Below are 17,841 nucleotides of genomic sequence, written 5' to 3'. Positions count from 1 at the left end.
GTGCCCGCACTCCCAGGCGCCACAAGGGAGTGTCTGAAAGTCTGTGGGTGAGGCGGTGATCAGCTTTCAGTTCAGGGTTATCGGTTGCTTTTGAGGCTGTGCAGGACGGGGGCGGTTTCCATGTGCCGGATGCCGGGGAGTGGCGCGATCCGGCGAGTCAGATAGGTGTACAGGGCGGGTGCGTTCGGGCCTGCGACGCTGGCGTAGATGTTGGTCGGGCCGGTGGTAGCGGCCGCGTAGCCGACTTCGGGGTGCTCGGCGAGTGCCTTGCCGACTGTTTCGAGTGCCGCGGGTTCGACGGACAGCCAGAGCACGGTCCATGCGGTGATGGCGGGGAAGAGCCGCTGGTCGACGTCCACGTCGTAGTAGAGGACCCCGCCGGCGGCCAGGTCGGTCATTCGGTGGCTCACGGTGGAGCGCGACCAGCCGGTGGCCGCGGCGAGATCGGCGAGTCCGGTACGGCCGTCGCGCGCCAGGGCGTCCAGAAGCAACTGGTCGCCGTCGCTGAGTGCCGTCAGTTCAGGGGTGCGCGCGGTTTCGGGCTGCTGGAGTGATCGGATCTGGTCGGCGGTCAGGCCGCTGTGCTCGGCAATCAGGCGGTGCAGTCCCCGCCAGAAGGTGCGCAGCAGGTGGTGCGCCGTCACGCCTTCGATGCGGGGGGTGTGCGGAAGCCGATCCAGGAGGAGCGCTTCGCCGCCGCCGCTGTGGCCGGCCACCATGCAGACGATCTCGGTGCCGCCCGAGGTCAAGCGGACCCAGGCGGTGTCGTCGCGCCGGGCCAGGGCTTCGGCCACCTTGGCCGCCGCGACGGGCGCGCAGCGCACTCGAAGCACCCAGGGCGCGTTGCCGCCCAGGTACGGGTCGGTGAGGCCTCGAACGTGCAAGGCCCCGCTCGATCGCAGGCGGGTGTAGCGGCGGGCGACGGTCTGGTCCGACACGCCGAGGCTGGTGGCGATCTGGCTGAACGGCGCCCGGGCGTTGATCTGGACGGCATGGGCGATTTGACGGTCAACCTCGTCACACGAGTCGGATCTCACTCTAGCCACGATACGTCATGTCGAAATTGAGCTACTCAACCGGGCCGAGTGGCATCTGACCCGCCGCAAACGCAGGGTGAGGACGTTGCCGAGATCGGACGTCGCCCGGACCAAGGGCGATGAGGAGGACACATGACCGCAGTGGACGTGATCGTCGTGGGTGCGGGCCCGACCGGGTTGATGACCGCGGCCGAGCTGATGCTGGCCGAGGCGTATCCGATGGTCTTGGACGCGTTGCCCGAGCGCAACCCGATGTCGCGGGCAGGAGTGATCCATTGCCGCACCGCCGAGCTGTTCGACCAGCGGGGGATGCTCGAGTCGCTGCTGGCGACCGGCGACTTCCCCACGACGGAGATCGGGCATTTCGCCGGTCTGCCGGTCGACTTCCAGTCGTGGCCGACACGCCACCCCGCCTACAACGTCCCCCAGGGCAAGATCGAGGAATTCCTTGAGGCCCGGCTGGTCGGAGGCGGCGTCCCCATGCTGCGCGGACATCAGGTGGTCGACATGGTGGCCGAGGCGGACGGGGTCACGGTGACGGCCAACGGGCCCGACGGCATCGTGCGGCATCGCGGGCGCTATCTGGTGGCCGCCGATGGCGGGCGCAGCACGATCCGCAAGATCATGGGGCTGGATTTCCCAGGGCGGAAGGGCACCTCCACCTCGGTGACCGCCGAAGCCGTGCTGTCCGGTCTCGGAAGCACTCGCCAGGGGCTGGAACGAAGCAGCGGCGGACACTGGGCCATCCAGTTCCCCCTGGAAGCGCCCGTGCGCCGACTGGTCGTCGGCGGGCCGGGGCCGGCGGTGCCCAGGGAAGCCGAGGTGACCACGGACGAACTGCGCGCCGGGCTGCGCGCGGTCTACGGCGACCAGGTCGAACTGGTCGGCCTACGCCGCGCCGCCCGGATCGACAACTCCGCCCGGCAGCTCACCACCTACCAGCGAGGACGAGTGCTCTTCGTCGGCGACGCCGCTCACATCCACCTGCCCCTTGCCGGGCAGGGCGTGAACCTCGGTCTTGGCGACGCGTTCAATCTCGGGTGGAAGCTGGCCGCCGCGGTGCACGGCTGGGCACCCGACCAGCTACTGGACACCTACCACACCGAACGGCACCCGGTCGGCGCCCGTGTCCTGGCCAACACCCAGACGCAGGGGCTGCTGATGGACTGGGTGGGCACGGGCGACCCAGATCTGTCGGCGGCGCGGGGGATTCTCGAAGAGCTCCTGCGTAGGCCCGAGGCCATGCGGTGGATGGCGGGGATGATGACCGGGCTCGACATCCGCTACGACATCGCGGGGGCGTCCGAAGACCCCCTGGTGGGCATGCGCATGCCCGACCTCGATGTGACCGTGGCCGGCGAACCCCGCAGGAGCCATTCGCTGCTGCACACCGGGCGCGGCCTGCTGCTCGACCTCACCCGTAGTGATCACCTCGCGGCCGCCGCGGGCGCGTGGGCCGCTCGGGTCGACCACGTCCAGGCCGAACCCCGGGGGGACGTCCCCGCGACGGCGATGCTCGTCCGGCCCGACGGCCACGTGTGCTGGACCAGCGGACTCCCGGAGATGGAGAAGGCCCTCACCTCCTGGTTCGGCGCCCCGAACCGGTCCCCGGCCGACCCGTCACCTGTCGGCAGTGCCCGCGAATGAAGCCGACCACATCACCGGGGAAATCCATGCCACAGTCTGGCCGCATCGCCATCGTCACCGGGAGCGGGCGAAGCATCGGCCGAGCGATCGCGCTGCGACTGGCCGAGGACGGGGCCCGAGTCGTCATCAACTACAAGAGCAACGCCGAGGCCGCCAAGAAGGTCGCTTCCACCATCAAGGCGTCCGGAGGGCAGGCCACGATGGTGCAAGCGGATGTGGCCGACCCTGTGCAACTGCGGTCGCTCTTCGACACAGCAGAACGTGAATACGGCGGTCTGGACGTATTCGTGCACAACGCCTACGGGTTCGCGCACGGCCCGATCGCCGGTGCCAGCGGCGACGACTACACGCACACCTTCGCGGCCAAGTCCCAAGCCACGTTCGCCGCATTCCGGGAGGCCGCGACCCGGATTCGCGACGGCGGAAGGATCGTCTACATTTCCTCTTCCGCCACCCGCTTTTACGACCCGTCCACATCGCTGTACGCGGCGAGAAAATCGGTCGGCGAGCAACTGGTGCGCCATTTCGACCGTGAGGTGGCGCAGCGGAAGGTCACGGTCAACAGCGTGCTACCCGGGCCGGTCAACACCGATGCGATCCAGCCCATCCTGGACATGCTGGCCGACCTCATTGGGCAGACGCCCCTGGGCAGGCTCGGCGAACCCGAGGACATCGTCGATGTCGTCGCCTTCCTCGCCTCCGGCGAAGCTCGCTGGATCACCGGTCAAAGAATCTCCGTCGACGGCGGCCTGACCGCTTGACCTGTCGAAGACGCGACCCCGCCTTGGATCCACCTACCGATGGAGAGTCCTGTGTTCATCGCCTACGTCGCCATCACTGTCGTAACGGCGATCGCCAACTTCTACGCCGCCTACTTGGATTTCACCGGCAACGAGAGGGTTGCCGCCGTCATGAAGATTAAGTGCGTGCCGCCTTCGTGGGCTGTCCCACTGGGCGCGCTCAAGGCCGCGGGCGCCCTCGGGCTGCTGGTCGGCTTCGCCGAACCGTGGATCGGCACGAGCGCCGCTGTCGGCCTCGTCCTCTTCTTCGTCGGCGCCTTGATCGCCCACCTGCGGGTCCGCTACTACCGCCTTGCCAACTGGGGCGCGTTCTTTGTACTCGCCATCCTCACACTAACGGCGAATCTAGCCCACTGAGTCACCATTAACCGGCTCGACATTTTTGCGCTGTCCCGACGGCGTTCCTTGAACGCCCACCAATTCTCTGACCAGCGACCTGTAAGTACGTCGAGAGTCTGGCTGTCCGGGCGGCCGTGATGGCTGGTCGGGCCGCGCTGGCCCGCGGTGACTCCTCGGATCAACATGGAGGTCGCCAGGAAGGCGGCCGCCGTCTTCAGGAGCCCGTAGAAACGCGGTGGGGCGGACACGGCTGGTTCGTTCACGGCGTTAGCGGATTGGGACGACAACGGTCACTCCTTGAGGGTGTCGGCGAAAGGTTGGTCCGGCGAGTCGATCGGGACGTGCGAGTGGGCCGGTCTTGTGTGGATCTCGGTGAATCCTCCTTGGGTGTCCATGACGATCCGGCCGGTCTCGCGGCCATGGCCCCTGACCAGGCGTTCCTGCCTGGTGAGTTGGTGGCAGAGCCGGTTGGTGAGGACGAACGCCGTCACCGGCCCGGCGAGGACCGTGACGCGGAAGAACCAGGTGACGCCGGAACAGGTCCAGGTGGAAGTTGAGGGCGATCTGATCGTTGGCCGCGGCCAGCCACAGCAGCCCGTAGAAGGTCATCCCGGCGGCCCCGGCGCCGGTGCGGATCGGGCGGTCGCGCGGACGGCCCAGAACGTGGTGGTCATCGCGGTCGCCGGTGACGATCACCTGGCCGAGCGGCCACAGCGCCAGGGTGGTGAAGAACACACCCGGCACGACCAGGGCGGGGACGAGGACGGCCAAGGTGAGGGGGCGCCCGGCGATGTCGAGCTCCCAGCCGGGCATGATCCCCCGCGGGCCGCGTCACCCGAGGTTCGGAACGTTGGCGAGTTTGTCGGGGTTGCGGATGAGGTCGATCGCGGTGATGAGTCCGGCGTCAACGGTGAACGCCAGGACTGCCAGTCCGCCGTCGCTACTGCGGACGACCAGGCCGGGGGCGCCGTTGACTTCGGCGGGCAGGATGTGCATCGGGCCCGCGGTCTGGGAATGGCCGATCATCATGGGCGCCACCCGTGCGGCGTTGCGTTCGATGTGGTTCAGGGTGTTGGTCTTGCCGCCGCCGTCGCCGCGCAGGACGACGTCGGGGTCGAGGAGTGCGATCAGGGCGGGTAGGTCGCCGTGCTGACAGGCGGCGGTGAACGCTTGGACCAGTTCATGCTGTTCGGCGCGGGTTGCGGGGGTGCGGGGCCGACCGTCCTCGACGTGCCTACGGGCCCGGGAGGCGAGTTGGCGCACCGCGCCGGGGGTGCGGCCGACGACTTGGGCGATCTCGGGGAACGGGACGCCGAACACGTCGTGCAGGACGAACGCTGTGCGCTCGGCCGGGGAGAGCAGCTCCAGGACGACGAGCAGCGCCATGCTGACCGACTCGTCCAGTGTGACCCGGTCGGCCGGGTCGGGTGAGCCGGTCTCGACCAGCGGTTCCGGCAGCCATGTGCCGATGTACTGCTCGCGGCGCGCACGGGCGCTGCTCAGCACGTCGAGCGCCAGCCTGCTGACGGTGGTCGTGAGCCACGCCGCCAGCTCGCGGATGGCGGCGGGATCGTCCAGGCCGCGCAGCCGCAGCCATGCCTCCTGGACGCAGTCCTCTGCCTCGACCAGCGAGCCCGTCATCGTGTACGCCACGCGCAGTAGCCGCGGCCGGTTGGCCTCGAAGTGCCGTGCGAGCAGTTCCTCGGTGTCCCGGTCTGTCATCCCCATGCCTGATTGACGGCGCGGCAAGGCCGAGTGTGACACCCCCGATGACGGGTCGGCGCCGACGTCACACCTCGCGTGGCTGCGTCGTCAACCACGAAACCTGGCAAGCCGACCACACCGGAGACCAGACCATGGCACTGACCGAACTGAACAAAGAAGAGAATGCCCGACCGCCCTCGCGGCGTGGGGTGTTCGTCCGCATCGCGGGCCTGGCCCATCGCCGCCGATGGCTCGCTCTGATCCTGTGGGTCGCCGTCCTGGGCGGCGTGTGGGGCGTCGCATCGGTGACCGGTGACGACTACCGCAACGACTTCTCCCTGCCCGGGACCGAGTCGCAGCAGGCCGCCGACCTACTAGAGCAGCACGGTGCCGCCCGTGCCGGGGACACCATCGAGATCGTCCTGCACGACGCCGGCGGGCTGCGCAGGCCCGGCGTCGAGCAGAGGGTGACCGCCATGCTCGACGACGTCGTCGGGCTGCCCAAGGTCGGCCAGGTCCGCAGCCCGTACCAGGACACGGCCGCCATCAGCGAGGACGGCACGATCGGCTACGCCACCGTGATGCTGAAGGTCCCGTCGCAGGAGATGCCCAAGGCCGACACCCAGCGCATCTTCGACGCCGCCCAGAAGGCCGAGGGCGGCGGGCTGCGGGCCGAGTTGGGCGGCGACGCGGCCCGGCTGCTGGGCCAGGGCGGGACGAGCGTGGCGGAGGGCGTGGGCCTGCTGGCCGCGCTGATCGTCCTGGTCCTGATGTTCGGGACGGTCGTCGCCGCCGGGCTGCCCATCATCATCGCCTTGTTCGCCGTCGGGTCCACGGTCGGCGCGATCGTCGTCGCCTCGCACGTCTTCACCATCGCCGAATGGACACCACCGGTGATGATCCTGGTCGGTCTCGGCGTCGGCATCGACTACGCGCTGCTGATCTTCGCCCGCTACCGCGCCGAGCTGCTGCGCGGCGCGGATCCGGAAACGGCCACCGTGAACGCGCTGGACGCCGCGGGCCGGTCGGTGTTCTTCGCCGGCTGCACCGTCATCCTGGCGTTGCTCGGTCTCGTCGCGTTCGGGCTCGGGTCGCTGCAGGGAATGGCGCTGTCGGTCGCGCTGACCGTGCTGGTGACGATGCTGGCCGCGTTGACCCTGCTGCCCGCGCTGCTCGGCGTCTTCGGCCGCCGCTTCGCCCGCCAGTTCGTCCGCCGCGCCGGGCGGCGCGAGGCCAAGGGCCGGGCCGCCGAGGGGACGCACTGGCGGCGGCTCGCGGCCCTGGTGCAGCGGCGCCCGCTGGCCGCGCTGCTTGCGGCGGGGGTGCTGCTCGGCGCGCTGGTCCTCCCGGCGCTCGGGATGCGGCTCGGCTTCTCCGACGCGGGCAGCGACCCGGCGGACGCCACCAGCCGGCAGGCCTACGACTTGCTCTCCGAGGGCTTCGGGCCCGGGTTCAACGGCCCGCTGCTGGTGGTCGCCGACGGCGGCCCGGACGCCGCCGCAGCTGCGGCGCGCGCGCTGAACGGGACCCCGGGCATCCAAGCCGCGGCCGACCCGCTGCCCACACCGGACGGCAAGGCCGCGACGGTGCTGGTGTTCCCCACGTCCGCGCCGCAGGACCAGGAGACCTCCCGGCTCGTCGGCGCACTGCGCGACGACGTCCTGCCGGGGCTGTCGGCGCAGAACGGCGCGACGTACCTGGTCGGCGGGGCCACGGCCGCGTCCGAGGATTACTCCGGCAAGGTCGCCGACCGGCTGCCGCTGTTCATGGCCATCGTCGTCGGCCTCTCGCTGATCCTGCTGATGGTGGTGTTCCGGTCAGTGCTCGTTCCGCTGAAGGCCGCACTGCTGAACCTGCTCAGCATCGGTGCCGCGCTCGGCGCGATGACGCTGGTGTTCCAGGACGGCTGGTTCGGTGTCGAGCCCGGCCCCATCGAGGCGTACCTGCCGGTGATGGTCTTCGCCATCGTCTTCGGGCTGTCGATGGACTACGAGATCTTCCTGATCTCGCGGATCCACGAGGAGTGGACTCGCTCGCCGCACAACCCGTCCCGCGCCGTCCGGGAAGGCCTCGCCCACACCGGCTCGGTCATCACCGCGGCCGGGGCGATCATGGTGGTGATCTTCGGTGCGTTCATGCTCAGCCCGGACCGGCTGCTCCAGCAGGCCGGATTCGGCCTGGCCGTCGCGATCCTCGTGGACGCTGTCATCATCCGCTGCCTGATCGTCCCGGCCGCGATGGAACTGATGGGCCGCCGCGCCTGGTGGCTGCCGGCGCCGCTCGCCCGCCTGCTGCCAAGGCTGGAACTCGAGCGGCACTGAGCGCGCACACCGTCATGGACGAGTCCTGTGCGGAATCCCGTACCACCAACGACAACAGAAACGGTCTCCTCGATGAACGTGCTCTTGTGGATCGTGCAAGCGATCTTGGCGGCCGTTTCGCCCTGTCCGGCCTGGAGAAAGCCTCACAGCCGATCGCCAAGCAGGCCGACAAATATCTGTGGGTGCAGGCGTTTTCTCCTGCGATGGTGCGATTCATCGGTGGTGATGGAACTGCTCGGCGCGCTCTTCGCCGGGAGGCGATTCGGCCCCCTACGGCTGGTGACGGACCTAGCGTCGCAGTATCCCTGAGCAATAGACATCAGCAGGAGATCCCGCCGACCGTCGATCGACCCCACCTCGTCCGACACATCACAAACGGAAGGGGACAGCAGGCGCAAGCTCGCCATGACCGCGATGTACGCGCATGCGGGGCCCTGAGGCGGAATCGGGAGTTCCGCGGCCTGGACCCGCAGCCAGGCTTGATGGGGACCTTTGCCCCGGACGGGCCGCTGCACACCGGCGACCATGTTCTCTGCTGTGAGCAGGGATATCCACCCAACATTCCTTTGCCTCAAGGAGTAGTCACATGTCAACAACCGAAACGGGGGTTCCCCCCAAAGCATGGACACCGGCTGTTATGCGGCTTGAGCCACTTTTTGGGACTGTTGTTCGTAGTTGATCGGGCTGGTTTGGTCCAGCGCCGAATGTCTGCGGGTGGTGTTGTATCGCGTGACCCAGCCGAACACCGCCAGCCGGGCCTGGTGCGGCCCGTTCCAGCGCTTGCGGCCCTGCAGTGTCTCGCGCTTCAGGCTCGCGTTGAACGCCTCGGCCGCCGCGTTGTCGGCACTGGTTCCCACCGCGCCCATCGACTGGACGACCCCGAGCCGTGCACACGCGGCCGCGAAGTCGGCACTGCTGTACTGCTGCCCGCCGTGATCGGAGTGAAAGATCGCCCCGTCCAGCCGCCCGCCGCGAGTGTGGGCGGCTGCCTGGAGGGCGTCGATGACCAGTTCGGTGCGCATGTGGTCGGCGATCGACCAGCCCGCCAGGCGGCGAGAGCACAGGTCGATGACGGTCGCAAGGTAGCGGAACCGTCCATCACCGACCGGCAGATAAGTGATGTCCCCGACGTAGCGCCGGCCTGGCACCGGGGCGGTGAAGTCACGGTTCAGCAGGTCGGGAACCTTCTGGTGGGACGGTTCGGGCACAGTTGTGCGGACCTTGCTGCGCAGGTGCAGCCCGACGATGCCGAACACGCGCATCACCCGTTCGATGCGCTTGTGGTTCACCTTGCAGCCCTGGTCGCCCAGCTCGGCCGTCACCCGCGGCGACCCGTAAGTCCCGTCCGGATCGGCGTGGATCGGCGTGGATCTGCCGGATCCGTTCGGCCAGCGCCGCAGGGGCACGCGACGGCATCGGGTGGCACGGAAATGGGGCTCGATGCGGACAGGTCAGCATAGAATGGCACCGAGAACACGCTGATACGGCAGTTTCTTTTAATCCGTAGGTTGTGGGTTCGAGTCCCACGCAACCCACTACCCTGACCAGCGCAAACACCCTCCCGCCAGGTGTGCCGGGGATCATGCCTGGGGCCAAGATGAGGCCCTCCTGGGGACGGGACACAGGAGCAGAGACCTACAAAGGGGCTTCTCTCCCCCGGCCATCGTTCGGGCAGGTTCGATCACGCACCGACCGGTCGTCGGGTGCGGAAACGGTATGCGGTTGTCCTTTCCTGGTCGAAGATTTCATGTCGGGGAGCCGAAGCTCTAAGTCGCGTGCGAGCCGCTACCACGCGGGAGGCTGCGCGGCCGGTCGAGCCCGGGGGCGCGCACGCGTGAGCCGGTTTGTCCTGCTGGTGCGCTGTCTGGGTAGCCGCGTCTGTCCGTTGCGCGGGGCGCGCCGCTTGCGGCGGGTCGGGGCTTTGCCGCGGCGGCGGTTGGTGCCGGGCACGATGCCGGCGGCGTGCATGAGCAGTGCGGCGGTCTTCTCGGCTGCGGTGTGGGCGACCTGGGGTAGGACGCTGGTGTAGGTGTCGGCGGTCAGCACGATGCTGGAATGCCCCAGCATCTCCTGCACCACCTTTAACTCCACACCCGCGGCCAGGGCCAGGGTCGCGGCGCCGTGCCGCAGATCGTGCAACCGGATCGGCGGCATGTCCTGCTCGGCGATCAACCGCTGGAACTGATGAGTCAACCACCCCGGCGACACGCCGTCACGGTGGTGCGGTCCAGCGCGATCACCCGGGTGCTGTGCGGCGTCTTGGGCGCGCACGCGGTCAGCCGGCCGTTCCTGCGCTGCACCTGCCGGCAGATCACCGCGGTTCCTGCGTCCAGGTCGACCTCGCGCCACCGCAATCCCGCCGCCTCGCCGCGCCGCAGCCCGCGCAGCGCGATCAGGTGGTAGACGGCGTACAGCCGATGGGTACGGATGCCATTGAGGAACCGCGCGGTCTGCACGACCGTCCACACCGCCACGCTCGGCCGCTCCCCCGTCCGCCGCCACTGCTCCACCCGGCCCGCAGTCCACACCACCGCACGCGGCCGCCGCGCCGATGGAAGCACCACCAGCGACGCCGGGTTCTCCTCGATCAACCCCGCCCGCAGCGCAGCATTCAACGCCGCACGCAACGTCGCCCGAATCCGGTGCAGCGTCGCCGCCGTCACCGGCCGCCCCCTCTGTTCGTGGTCGTGCGCGATCGTGGCCAGCATCCGCTCCAAATGCCCTACCGAAACCTCCGCCACCAGCAGACCACCCAACAACGGGGTTAGATAGCGCTCCACGTGATCGGCGTAACCGGCCACCGTCGACGCCGCACCCGGATGGTTCGCCAAACACCGCCCCAGCCACTCCGCCACCGTTAACGCACTGCCCGTCGGCCCATGCAACCGCCGCAGCTCCTCCTCAGCCGCCTTCCGGGTGGGGAACCCGCCCCGCCGGACCCGCCGCCGGGTCCCGCCCGGACCGCTGCCCAGCTCCAGCCTCAGATACCAGCTCCCATGGCTCCGCTGCATCGACAGCCGGGGGCATCTGCCACCCACCGCCAGGCCCGAAACCCGATCTTCACACCCACACCGGCGGTACACGCCACCAGCACCCCGAACACGTCCCATCCGACCATCGTGCGCTCCACCGGAACACCCCGGGGAGACAACGCCATCTCGACCAAGCCAGACGTCACCAAACGCCACCCGCTACGTCCGCTCCTCACGACAGCCTCGAACCTCGTCACGGGAACCGGGACGGCTCACTCCCGGACCGTGACGTCGATCTGCCGTCACGGTCCAGGACCCGCTGAAGTCCGATCACCTGGCGAGCCCAGCGGCCAGGTCCGCGCGGGCCGAGCGACGGACGGGGACCACGTGACCACGCCGGTGTGCCAGCCACATGAGCACGACGGTGGCCACGACGCCGAACACCACGGCGTACACACTGCCCTCCGGTCCGAAGTCGCCGCCCGTGACCAGCGCTGGACCCGACATCGTCGCGTCCAGCAGGCCCTGCGGGGTGTTGCTGCCCGACACCTCGGTGCTGAAGATGGCGCTCGCGGCAATGTTCCAGCCGAAGTGCAGACCGATCGGCACCCACAGCTTGCGGGTGGCGATGTACGCGGCGGTGAGCATCCCGCCCGCCTCGATGGCGATGGCGATGGCGCCCCACAGGGTGGCGTTCGCGTTGAGCAGGTGGATCAGGCCGAACAGCGAGCCGGTCAGCACGAGCGCGTTCCAGGTTCCGGTCCAGTGTTCGACGTTCCGGAACAGGACACCGCGGAAGACCAGCTCCTCGGTCACGGCGGCACCCGCCATGATGCCGAGCAGGCTGACGGCGTTCGTCGGCGTGCCCAGGCCGTTGATCGTGTAGTCGCCGAAGAAGGCGATGTTCGCGATGACTGCCCCGAATAGCGCGATGCCGAGCAGCGTGCCCCAGCTGATCCCCGCGCCTGCTCCCTTCGGCGACACCTCGACGGGGGCCCGGTGCTCGGTGCGCCGCACCACCCAGCCGTAGACCAGGACCGCGATGACGGCCGTCAGCACGCCGGCGACGAGCGCCGGCCAGGGGTTGTCCTTCACCGCCGCCGTGCCGAAACTGCCGAGGATCCAGACCGCCACAACCGCTAAGAGCTGCCATATCAGACGCATGATGACTCCTTCGTGAGAATCCGTGGCGGGAGCGCCGCCGACTACTAGCAGGGGTGTGCTTAGCCGGGGAGGTCGACGCGGAGGGCGATGTCGAAGGTCCCCGCGCCGTTGCGGGCCAGGCCCATCAGCAGCGGCCCGACCCCTTCCAGCCAGCGGGCCATCTCCAGGCCGCCGACATCGAGCGGGCGCAGTCCGAGGCTCTCGATGAACGCCGACACGTCGGCCTTGGCCCGCGCGTCATCTCCGGCGAAGAACACGTCCAACGGACGCCCCTGGGCCAGCACGTGGCCGAAGACCGTGTTGAACGCCTTCACCACGTGCGCACTCTCCGGGACTGCCTTGGCGATCTCCTGCGCACCGGACGTGCCTTCAGGGGTGACGAGCCCGGTGGCGTCGGCGTTGAACGTGTTGGAGATGTCGATGATGAACCTGCCGGCCAGTGCGTCCCCGTACTGGGCGACGACCGGCACGGCGCTGGCGTATGGCACGGCCAGGACGACGATGTCGCCAACCGGGACGGCGCCGAATGTCCCGACCGTGGCCCCGCCGCCGAGCGTCGCGGCCAGGTCCTCCGCCTTGGCCGCGTCGCGGCCGATGATCTCGACGGCGTTGCCGCCGGCGACCGCGCGTGCGGCGATGGCGTGGGCCATGCCCCCCAGGCCGATAATACTGACACTACTCATTGGTCTGCCTTCTTTCTGGAACTGAATAGGACGCTGTGCCTGCTGCCAACCGGTTGTGGCCCTTGTGCCATTCCCGTGGGTGGGTCGGTATCCCATACCTCTTTCAGCCGCTGCGATACCCTGGAGGCATCGCCGGACCGGGAGGCTTCATGGATCTGGACCTGCGCAAGGTGCGCTATTTCGTCGCCGTCGCAGACAGGCTGCACTTCGGCCGCGCCGCCGATGAGCTGCACATCGCGCAGCCGGTGCTCAGTCGGCAGATCCGCGCGCTGGAAAAGGATCTCGGCACCCCGCTGCTGACAAGGGACAGCCACGGCGTGGCGCTGACCGACGCCGGCAGGCAGTTGCTGGCCGACGCCGGCCCGCTGCTGGCCTCCGCTGACGCGGTCCGCCGCCGGGTGACCGCGGCCGCGCGGGGCAGCCGGCGGCTGGCGGTCGGCTTCCGGACCGGCATCCCGGTCATCCCGGCGGCCCAGGCGTTCGAGGCCCGACATCCGGACGTGGTCGTGGACGTGCAGCGGATCGAGTGGGACGACCAGGCCACGATGCTGCTCGACGGCCGCATCGACGTCGGCTTTGTGCGGCTGCCCATCGACGAGACCGGCCTGCGCGTCACCCCGCTGTACACCGAGCCGCTCATGGTGGTGCTACCCGCGGGCCACCGGTTGGCCGGTAAGGAGGAGGTCACCGAGGCCGACCTGGCCGGTGAGCCGCTGGTCTGGCATGCCGGCCCGAGCACGCACCCCACCAGGCGCCCGCATTCTGACTCCGGGGTCCGGGTGCACGGCGTGGAGGAGAAACTCGAGCACGTCGCGGCCGGCCGGGGCATCTCGTTCGTGGGACGTTCGGAAACACTGTTCTACTCACGTCCGGACATCGGCTACGTACCCATCCCGGAACTCCCGCCCGACCAGGTGTGCCTCGCAATGGCGGCATCGCGCACCTCGCCGCTGGCCGACGACTTCTTCACCGCGGCCCTGGCGACGGCCGAGATCACCGCAGAATGCGGGAACTATGAAATGTGGCGGCTTGCAAGCGGTGCCGTTTCAAATGAGGTGATCTCAGAGAAAGCGAATCGGACGCCCGTTTTCTAACCACGGGAGAGGCGTGTCCCGAATAGGCTCGCGGACAGTCCGGACGTGCCCGAAGACGGGTGTGGGGCCTCTACTACTCCAGCCGCACTTGGAGATCTCGGTCTGATGGAGGCTCGGACGTGAGATGGCCACCGCTGTGATCGTGTGGGTGTGTATGAACCAAACGATCGGCGGTGGCCGTGCCGCCTACTGTAGAGGTGTCGACCCGGCGGTGTGGGCCGATGCGTTCGATGGGTTTGTTCGCGTAGGTGGTGGCTCCGTTCTTCGGGCGGCGGGAGCCGTGGTTGCGGCCCCGGTCGTTCCTGCGGGGGCTGCTGAGCGGGCTGGAACGCAAGAACGGCTGGTCGCTGGCCGAGTGCGTGACGCCCTGCGGGCGTAGGTCGCCGAGCGGCTCGGTGACCTGGCCGGGGTGCTGGTGGTCGACGACACCGGGTTCGAGAAGAAGGGCCGCCGCTCGGCGGGGGTGTAGCGCCAGTACACCGGCACCGCGGGCAAGATCACCAACTGTCAGATCGGGGTGTTCTGCTCGTATGTGAATCCCGACCGGCAGCGGGTGCCGATCGACCGTGAGCTCTACCTTCCCAAGTCCTGGTTCACCGACCCGGGCTTGGAGGACGCCGGTGTCCCGGATGGGGCGGTGTTCGCGACCAAGCCGGAGCTGGCGTGGCGGATGATCGAGCGTGCCGCCGACGATCCTGCTCCTGCCGAAAACCTCGTCCGTGCAGGTCAAGCCGCATGCTCGTACTCGTTGAGGATCCCGCCCAGACGTTGCCGTCTTCGGACGTTCAGGTAGGCGATCTGGTCTGATTCGTTGATCGGCGGCGGCAGCGGCTTCAACGGGCGAGCATTGGCGATGCCCTGAAGCGCGCCAGGATCGCCTCGGTGGATGTGGTGCGGGTGCGGATCGCGATGGCGTACTTGATGACCTGGTCATAGTTGCAGGCGATGACGTCCCAGTTGATCGGCCGGGTCAGCGCCGCCGCCAGGTGTGGATACGCGCCGGGGGTGGCCGGCGGCGGGCCGGTACAGCCGGACCTTGTTGATCCGCTTGATGCACGGCAGCAGGTCGATGTTCAGCAGCCTCGTGATGCCGAACCCGATCTCCGACTTTATTTGGACAAGTCAAGCGGAGGTCTATGGGGTCGGTGGAGCGAACCGGTCTATCAGATACCGGGCTGCGCCAGTGATGGCGAGCATCCGGAAGTGGACCTCTCCGGCATCGGTCGTTCCCGGATGGGGACCGCTAGTGTGGGTGATCTTCCAGAGGCCATGGATGAAGTTCCCGCCATCGTCCGGCGGGGGGAAACCCTTGTCCTTCAGGTATCCGATGGCGCGTCCGCCGTCGCCTTGCTGAGTCGAGTTGAAGCCGTTGACCACCGCGAAATGGATGACTACGGCCTCGAACATCGACCGGAGTTGGCCGTTGGCCGCGAGGAAGCGGCCATCGACGAATGAATCCACTGCCTGCTGGTAACAGGTCGTCGCGACGTCCAAGCCGAGCCTGGCGAAGTCGGCCTCCAGAGCGGTGATCTCTTCGCTCAGAGGGATCTTCGGCTCCTCCAGCGGCAGAAGCCGCACCCTGACCAGCGCCTCGACCCCTTCACTTGAGAACTCCGGCCGCAGGTCGAAGCCAGCAGACCTAGTCATCTCGCGCAGCTTCGCGAACTCGGTGCGGATCTCGTCTTGAGCGAACTTGGGTGCGAGCTTCTCGGCGACCAAGAGCACGAACTCGTTCAGCCCGTCCCATGCGTCCGCGTCGTCCTCGGCAGCTGCCCGCTTGGCTGCGCTGATCGTGTCCGCAACCAACGCAATCTTGCCGTATCAGCCGGCGGGCTGGAACTGGTCCAGACCCGCCTGCATGAACCTTCAGTCCGCCCTCGTTGAAGGCGTCCTTGTCTTGAAGAAGTTGGTCTTGAGCCAGTGCAAATCGGACGGCGTGGGTGGAGAAGTCGACCGTCCAGGGCAGCTTGGGTTCGAGCTTGTCCTTGGGTTGGGTCGAGGTCATCACGCCCGCGGCGCCGAACAGCGCTGCGAGTGCCGCTTGCAGAATCCACAGCAGCAGGTTCATGTCTGGGTTCCTCATCCTTGAATCGCCGTGCCCATCTGTGCTCAGGGCTGGCCGCTGATGTCGGCCCCGTGGTGCAGCCGCACTGGGCTGTAGGTCGCGACTCACCGTCCAGCCGTTGTCTTGCGAGCCGACGCAGCGCACGTGATGCCGACCGGTGTCCGCCCGCAACTACGGCGGGCTCGTGGCCTCGGGAGAACACCGTCGGGCTGATGCTTCCTAGGCGCTGCGGCGCAGCGTGAACCAGAAGGTCGGCACCGAGTTGGTGCCCGGTGTGACGTCGAGTAGTTCCCAGCCGGGGAACCTGGCGCGGAGCTCGTCGGCTGTGACGCCCTCCGCCCACGACGTGATCTCGGTGGTCGGATTGCCGAGCGGCTCGGGGCCGTACCCGAACATCAGCAAGCGTGCGCCGGGAGCGGCGCGGTGGGTGAGTCCGGCGGCGTAGGCGTCGCGGCGGTGCAGCGGGACCCCGCAGAAGCAGCTCAGGTCGAAGAACAGGTCGAAGGGGCCCGGCACGTCCAGCTCGTCGAGGCGGGTGGCGTCTCCGTGCAGCAGCCGTACCGCCACCCCCGCCGCCGCAGCCTTCTCCCTGGCCTGGTCGACGGCTCGGTGGATCAGGTCGACGGCCGTCACCTCCCAGCCGTGCCGTGCGAGGTAGGTGGCGTTGGTCCCCGTGCCGCAGCCGAGTTCCAGGGCGCCGCCGGCCGGCAGCGCGCCGTGCCCCTCTACCAGGGCGACCAGCTCGGGCGGCGTCACGCCGGTGTCCCACGGTGGCTTTCCGGTGCGGTAGTAGCCCTCCAGTGCGCGGTGGACGGACTCCTCCTCAGGGTCTCGCTGTGTTGAGGCCAGGTCCGGTTCCGGCTTCTGGGTGGCGTTGGGCTGGTCCATCGTCTCCTCCAAGAATCTAGAGTTAAACTCTAGTGACACACTTTAGAGATATACTCGCAATATGGACAGAGTCAAGCGGCCGGACAAGCGAGCCGAACGCTCGCGCCGCACCCGTGCGAAGGTCGTCGAGGCGGCTCGCGCGCTGTTCGTCGCGCAGGGTTACGGGGCGACGAGCCTGCAGGAGGTCGCGGACCGGGCGGGCGTGGCCGTCCAGACGGTCTACTTCGTCTTCGGCAACAAGCGCACGCTGTTCAAGGACGTCGTCGACACGTCCATCGCCGGTGACACCGAACCGGTGGCCACCATGGACCGGGGGTGGTTTCGCGCCGCATGCGCCGCGCCCACCGCGGCCGACCAACTGCGCGAGCACGTCCACGGCACCCGCGAGATCCTCGACCGGGTGGCCCCGATCATGCCGCTGATCGCGGCCGCCGCGGCCACCGATCCGCAGATCGCCGCACAGTGGCCCGACGGCCCCGATCCGCGCTACACCGTGCAGCACGCCGCGGCCCAGACGCTGGCCGGCAAGCCCGGTGCCCGCTCGGACGTCTCCGTCGCGATGGCCGCCGACCTGCTGTTCGGGCTGCTCAGCCCGCAGCTGTACCTGCTCTTCGTCCAAGATCGCGGCTGGTCGCCGGACGAGTGGGAAGAGTGGGCCTACGCCACTTTGACCGCCCAGCTCTGCACCGCCCCTGCCGCAGGCCCGGGTTGCCCGGAGAGCCGTGGCCAGGACGACCACGCCCAAGAACCCCGCGATTTCTCGTCCGCCTCTGCCGCCGCCAAGGCACCCGGCGCAGTGCCCCACATGCCGGACTGAGCCCCACCCGCTCGGTCCGGGTCCCAGACACCGAATGGCCCGGACGCTGATCGGCGCCTCCACGACAGAGCAACCCCGCCCGGCAAGTCCTCCTACACCAACGACTGCCTTGGGACTGACCGAAGCTCCATCCACGTCGGAGGATGCGGCGCAAGACGGCCCTTGGGATCGGCAGGCCCTACCGTGCGGCCGGGGTCACGTTCGGGAGAAGAGAGCCTTCACCTATCCATCGACACTTCACCGCCGCTGAATCTCATCAACATCGCCGCCTACGCGAACCCGCAACCGTCGCTCAAACCGACGCACAAAT

17 protein-coding genes and 2 pseudogenes are annotated in these 17,841 nt (G+C 68.5%); 7 read left to right on the top strand and 12 right to left on the bottom strand.

Going from position 1 to position 17,841, the window contains the following annotated elements; genetic code table 11:
* Positions 1-77 precede the first annotated feature (77 nt).
* A complete protein-coding gene (locus E1293_RS19285) occupies positions 78-1,037 on the bottom strand; it encodes an Lrp/AsnC family transcriptional regulator (protein ID WP_132198810.1) in 960 nt (319 codons plus the stop codon).
* A 132-nt stretch (positions 1,038-1,169) separates the two neighbouring features.
* Between E1293_RS19285 and E1293_RS19280 the strand changes: the two genes are divergently transcribed.
* Genes E1293_RS19280 through E1293_RS19270 form a run of 3 tightly spaced genes read left to right on the top strand, consistent with a single transcriptional unit; the run spans position 1,170 to position 3,841 of the window.
* Positions 1,170-2,684: an FAD-dependent monooxygenase gene (locus E1293_RS19280; RefSeq protein WP_132198809.1), complete on the top strand. Its 1,515-nt coding sequence runs from the start codon at positions 1,170-1,172 to the stop codon at positions 2,682-2,684.
* A complete protein-coding gene (locus E1293_RS19275) occupies positions 2,681-3,445 on the top strand; it encodes an SDR family oxidoreductase (protein ID WP_207938943.1) in 765 nt (254 codons plus the stop codon). The genes E1293_RS19280 and E1293_RS19275 overlap by 4 nt, the downstream gene beginning before the upstream one ends.
* 51 nt (positions 3,446-3,496) lie before the next feature.
* Entirely contained in the window at positions 3,497-3,841 is a 345-nt protein-coding gene (locus E1293_RS19270) for a DoxX family protein (protein WP_132198808.1), read from the top strand.
* 272 nt (positions 3,842-4,113) lie between these two features.
* Here the strand turns inward: E1293_RS19270 and E1293_RS19265 are convergent, their stop codons facing one another.
* Positions 4,114-4,314, bottom strand: a complete 201-nt coding sequence (locus E1293_RS19265) for a hypothetical protein (protein WP_132198807.1) — start codon at positions 4,312-4,314, stop codon at positions 4,114-4,116.
* A gap of 340 nt (positions 4,315-4,654) precedes the next feature.
* Positions 4,655-5,545, bottom strand: coding sequence for an RNA polymerase sigma factor SigJ (gene sigJ / locus E1293_RS19260; protein WP_132198806.1), 891 nt, complete (start codon positions 5,543-5,545; stop codon positions 4,655-4,657).
* Between the two features lie 134 nt (positions 5,546-5,679).
* On the opposite strand from sigJ, the gene E1293_RS19255 reads away from it, so the two are divergent.
* A complete protein-coding gene (locus E1293_RS19255) occupies positions 5,680-7,848 on the top strand; it encodes an MMPL family transporter (protein WP_207938940.1) in 2,169 nt (722 codons plus the stop codon).
* Between the two features lie 635 nt (positions 7,849-8,483).
* Here E1293_RS19255 and E1293_RS19250 read toward each other — a convergent pair.
* The 5 genes and pseudogenes from E1293_RS19250 to E1293_RS19230 all read right to left on the bottom strand — a co-directional run.
* A pseudogene (locus E1293_RS19250) lies at positions 8,484-9,288 on the bottom strand (IS3 family transposase); the annotation flags it as partial.
* Positions 9,289-9,633: 345 nt separating this feature from the next.
* Positions 9,634-10,020 carry a tyrosine-type recombinase/integrase gene (locus E1293_RS19245; RefSeq protein ID WP_132198804.1) on the bottom strand — a complete coding sequence of 129 codons (387 nt, stop codon included), beginning with the start codon at positions 10,018-10,020 and terminating at the stop codon, positions 9,634-9,636.
* 17 nt (positions 10,021-10,037) lie between these two features.
* Positions 10,038-10,703 (bottom strand): site-specific integrase, encoded by a 666-nt coding sequence (locus E1293_RS19240; RefSeq protein WP_132198803.1) that lies wholly within the window; start codon positions 10,701-10,703, stop codon positions 10,038-10,040.
* Positions 10,704-11,150: 447 nt separating this feature from the next.
* On the bottom strand, positions 11,151-11,984 hold the full coding sequence (locus tag E1293_RS19235; protein WP_132198802.1) for a CPBP family intramembrane glutamic endopeptidase: 834 nt from the start codon (positions 11,982-11,984) through the stop codon (positions 11,151-11,153).
* A 59-nt stretch (positions 11,985-12,043) separates the two neighbouring features.
* Complete coding sequence (locus tag E1293_RS19230) at positions 12,044-12,667, bottom strand: NADPH-dependent F420 reductase (protein ID WP_132198801.1); 624 nt, start codon at positions 12,665-12,667, stop codon at positions 12,044-12,046.
* Between the two features lie 149 nt (positions 12,668-12,816).
* Between E1293_RS19230 and E1293_RS19225 the strand changes: the two genes are divergently transcribed.
* Together E1293_RS19225 and E1293_RS49505 are read left to right on the top strand one after the other, a co-directional pair.
* On the top strand, positions 12,817-13,761 hold the full coding sequence (locus tag E1293_RS19225) for a LysR family transcriptional regulator (RefSeq protein ID WP_132198800.1): 945 nt from the start codon (positions 12,817-12,819) through the stop codon (positions 13,759-13,761).
* Between the two features lie 379 nt (positions 13,762-14,140).
* Positions 14,141-14,446 (top strand): annotated as a pseudogene (locus tag E1293_RS49505) (transposase); the annotation flags it as partial.
* 148 nt (positions 14,447-14,594) lie between these two features.
* Here E1293_RS49505 and E1293_RS50235 read toward each other — a convergent pair.
* From E1293_RS50235 to E1293_RS19195, 4 genes are all read right to left on the bottom strand, one after another.
* The gene (locus E1293_RS50235) at positions 14,595-14,708 is read right to left on the bottom strand and encodes a hypothetical protein (RefSeq protein ID WP_279473262.1); all 114 of its coding nucleotides are present in this window, start codon (positions 14,706-14,708) and stop codon (positions 14,595-14,597) included.
* Positions 14,692-14,826 (bottom strand): hypothetical protein, encoded by a 135-nt coding sequence (locus E1293_RS50725; protein ID WP_279473261.1) that lies wholly within the window; start codon positions 14,824-14,826, stop codon positions 14,692-14,694. The genes E1293_RS50235 and E1293_RS50725 overlap by 17 nt, the downstream gene beginning before the upstream one ends.
* 69 nt (positions 14,827-14,895) lie before the next feature.
* A complete protein-coding gene (locus E1293_RS19205) occupies positions 14,896-15,567 on the bottom strand; it encodes a hypothetical protein (RefSeq protein WP_165978292.1) in 672 nt (223 codons plus the stop codon).
* A gap of 478 nt (positions 15,568-16,045) precedes the next feature.
* Positions 16,046-16,714, bottom strand: a complete 669-nt coding sequence (locus E1293_RS19195) for a class I SAM-dependent methyltransferase (RefSeq protein ID WP_132198798.1) — start codon at positions 16,712-16,714, stop codon at positions 16,046-16,048.
* A gap of 61 nt (positions 16,715-16,775) precedes the next feature.
* On the opposite strand from E1293_RS19195, the gene E1293_RS19190 reads away from it, so the two are divergent.
* Positions 16,776-17,531 (top strand): TetR/AcrR family transcriptional regulator, encoded by a 756-nt coding sequence (locus E1293_RS19190; RefSeq protein WP_132198797.1) that lies wholly within the window; start codon positions 16,776-16,778, stop codon positions 17,529-17,531.
* Positions 17,532-17,841: the final 310 nt, after the last annotated feature.

The sequence above is a fragment of the Actinomadura darangshiensis genome, from assembly GCF_004349235.1.
GTDB lineage: Bacteria > Actinomycetota > Actinomycetes > Streptosporangiales > Streptosporangiaceae > Spirillospora > Spirillospora darangshiensis.
The sequence above is the reverse complement of the archived record's forward strand: the minus strand, read 5'-3'. Positions and strand labels throughout refer to the sequence as shown.

Bases quoted from the DNA above. Each gene is read 5' to 3' on its own strand.
- E1293_RS19280 (WP_132198809.1), top strand. From the start codon at position 1,170: ATGACCGCAGTGGACGTGATCGTCGTGGGTGCGGGCCCGACCGGGTTG.
- E1293_RS19275 (WP_207938943.1), top strand. From the start codon at position 2,681: ATGAAGCCGACCACATCACCGGGGAAATCCATGCCACAGTCTGGCCGC.
- sigJ (WP_132198806.1), bottom strand. From the start codon at position 5,545: ATGACAGACCGGGACACCGAGGAACTGCTCGCACGGCACTTCGAGGCC.
- E1293_RS19255 (WP_207938940.1), top strand. From the start codon at position 5,680: ATGGCACTGACCGAACTGAACAAAGAAGAGAATGCCCGACCGCCCTCG.
- E1293_RS19235 (WP_132198802.1), bottom strand. From the start codon at position 11,984: ATGCGTCTGATATGGCAGCTCTTAGCGGTTGTGGCGGTCTGGATCCTC.
- E1293_RS19230 (WP_132198801.1), bottom strand. From the start codon at position 12,667: ATGAGTAGTGTCAGTATTATCGGCCTGGGGGGCATGGCCCACGCCATC.
- E1293_RS19225 (WP_132198800.1), top strand. From the start codon at position 12,817: ATGGATCTGGACCTGCGCAAGGTGCGCTATTTCGTCGCCGTCGCAGAC.
- E1293_RS19195 (WP_132198798.1), bottom strand. From the start codon at position 16,714: ATGGACCAGCCCAACGCCACCCAGAAGCCGGAACCGGACCTGGCCTCA.
- E1293_RS19190 (WP_132198797.1), top strand. From the start codon at position 16,776: ATGGACAGAGTCAAGCGGCCGGACAAGCGAGCCGAACGCTCGCGCCGC.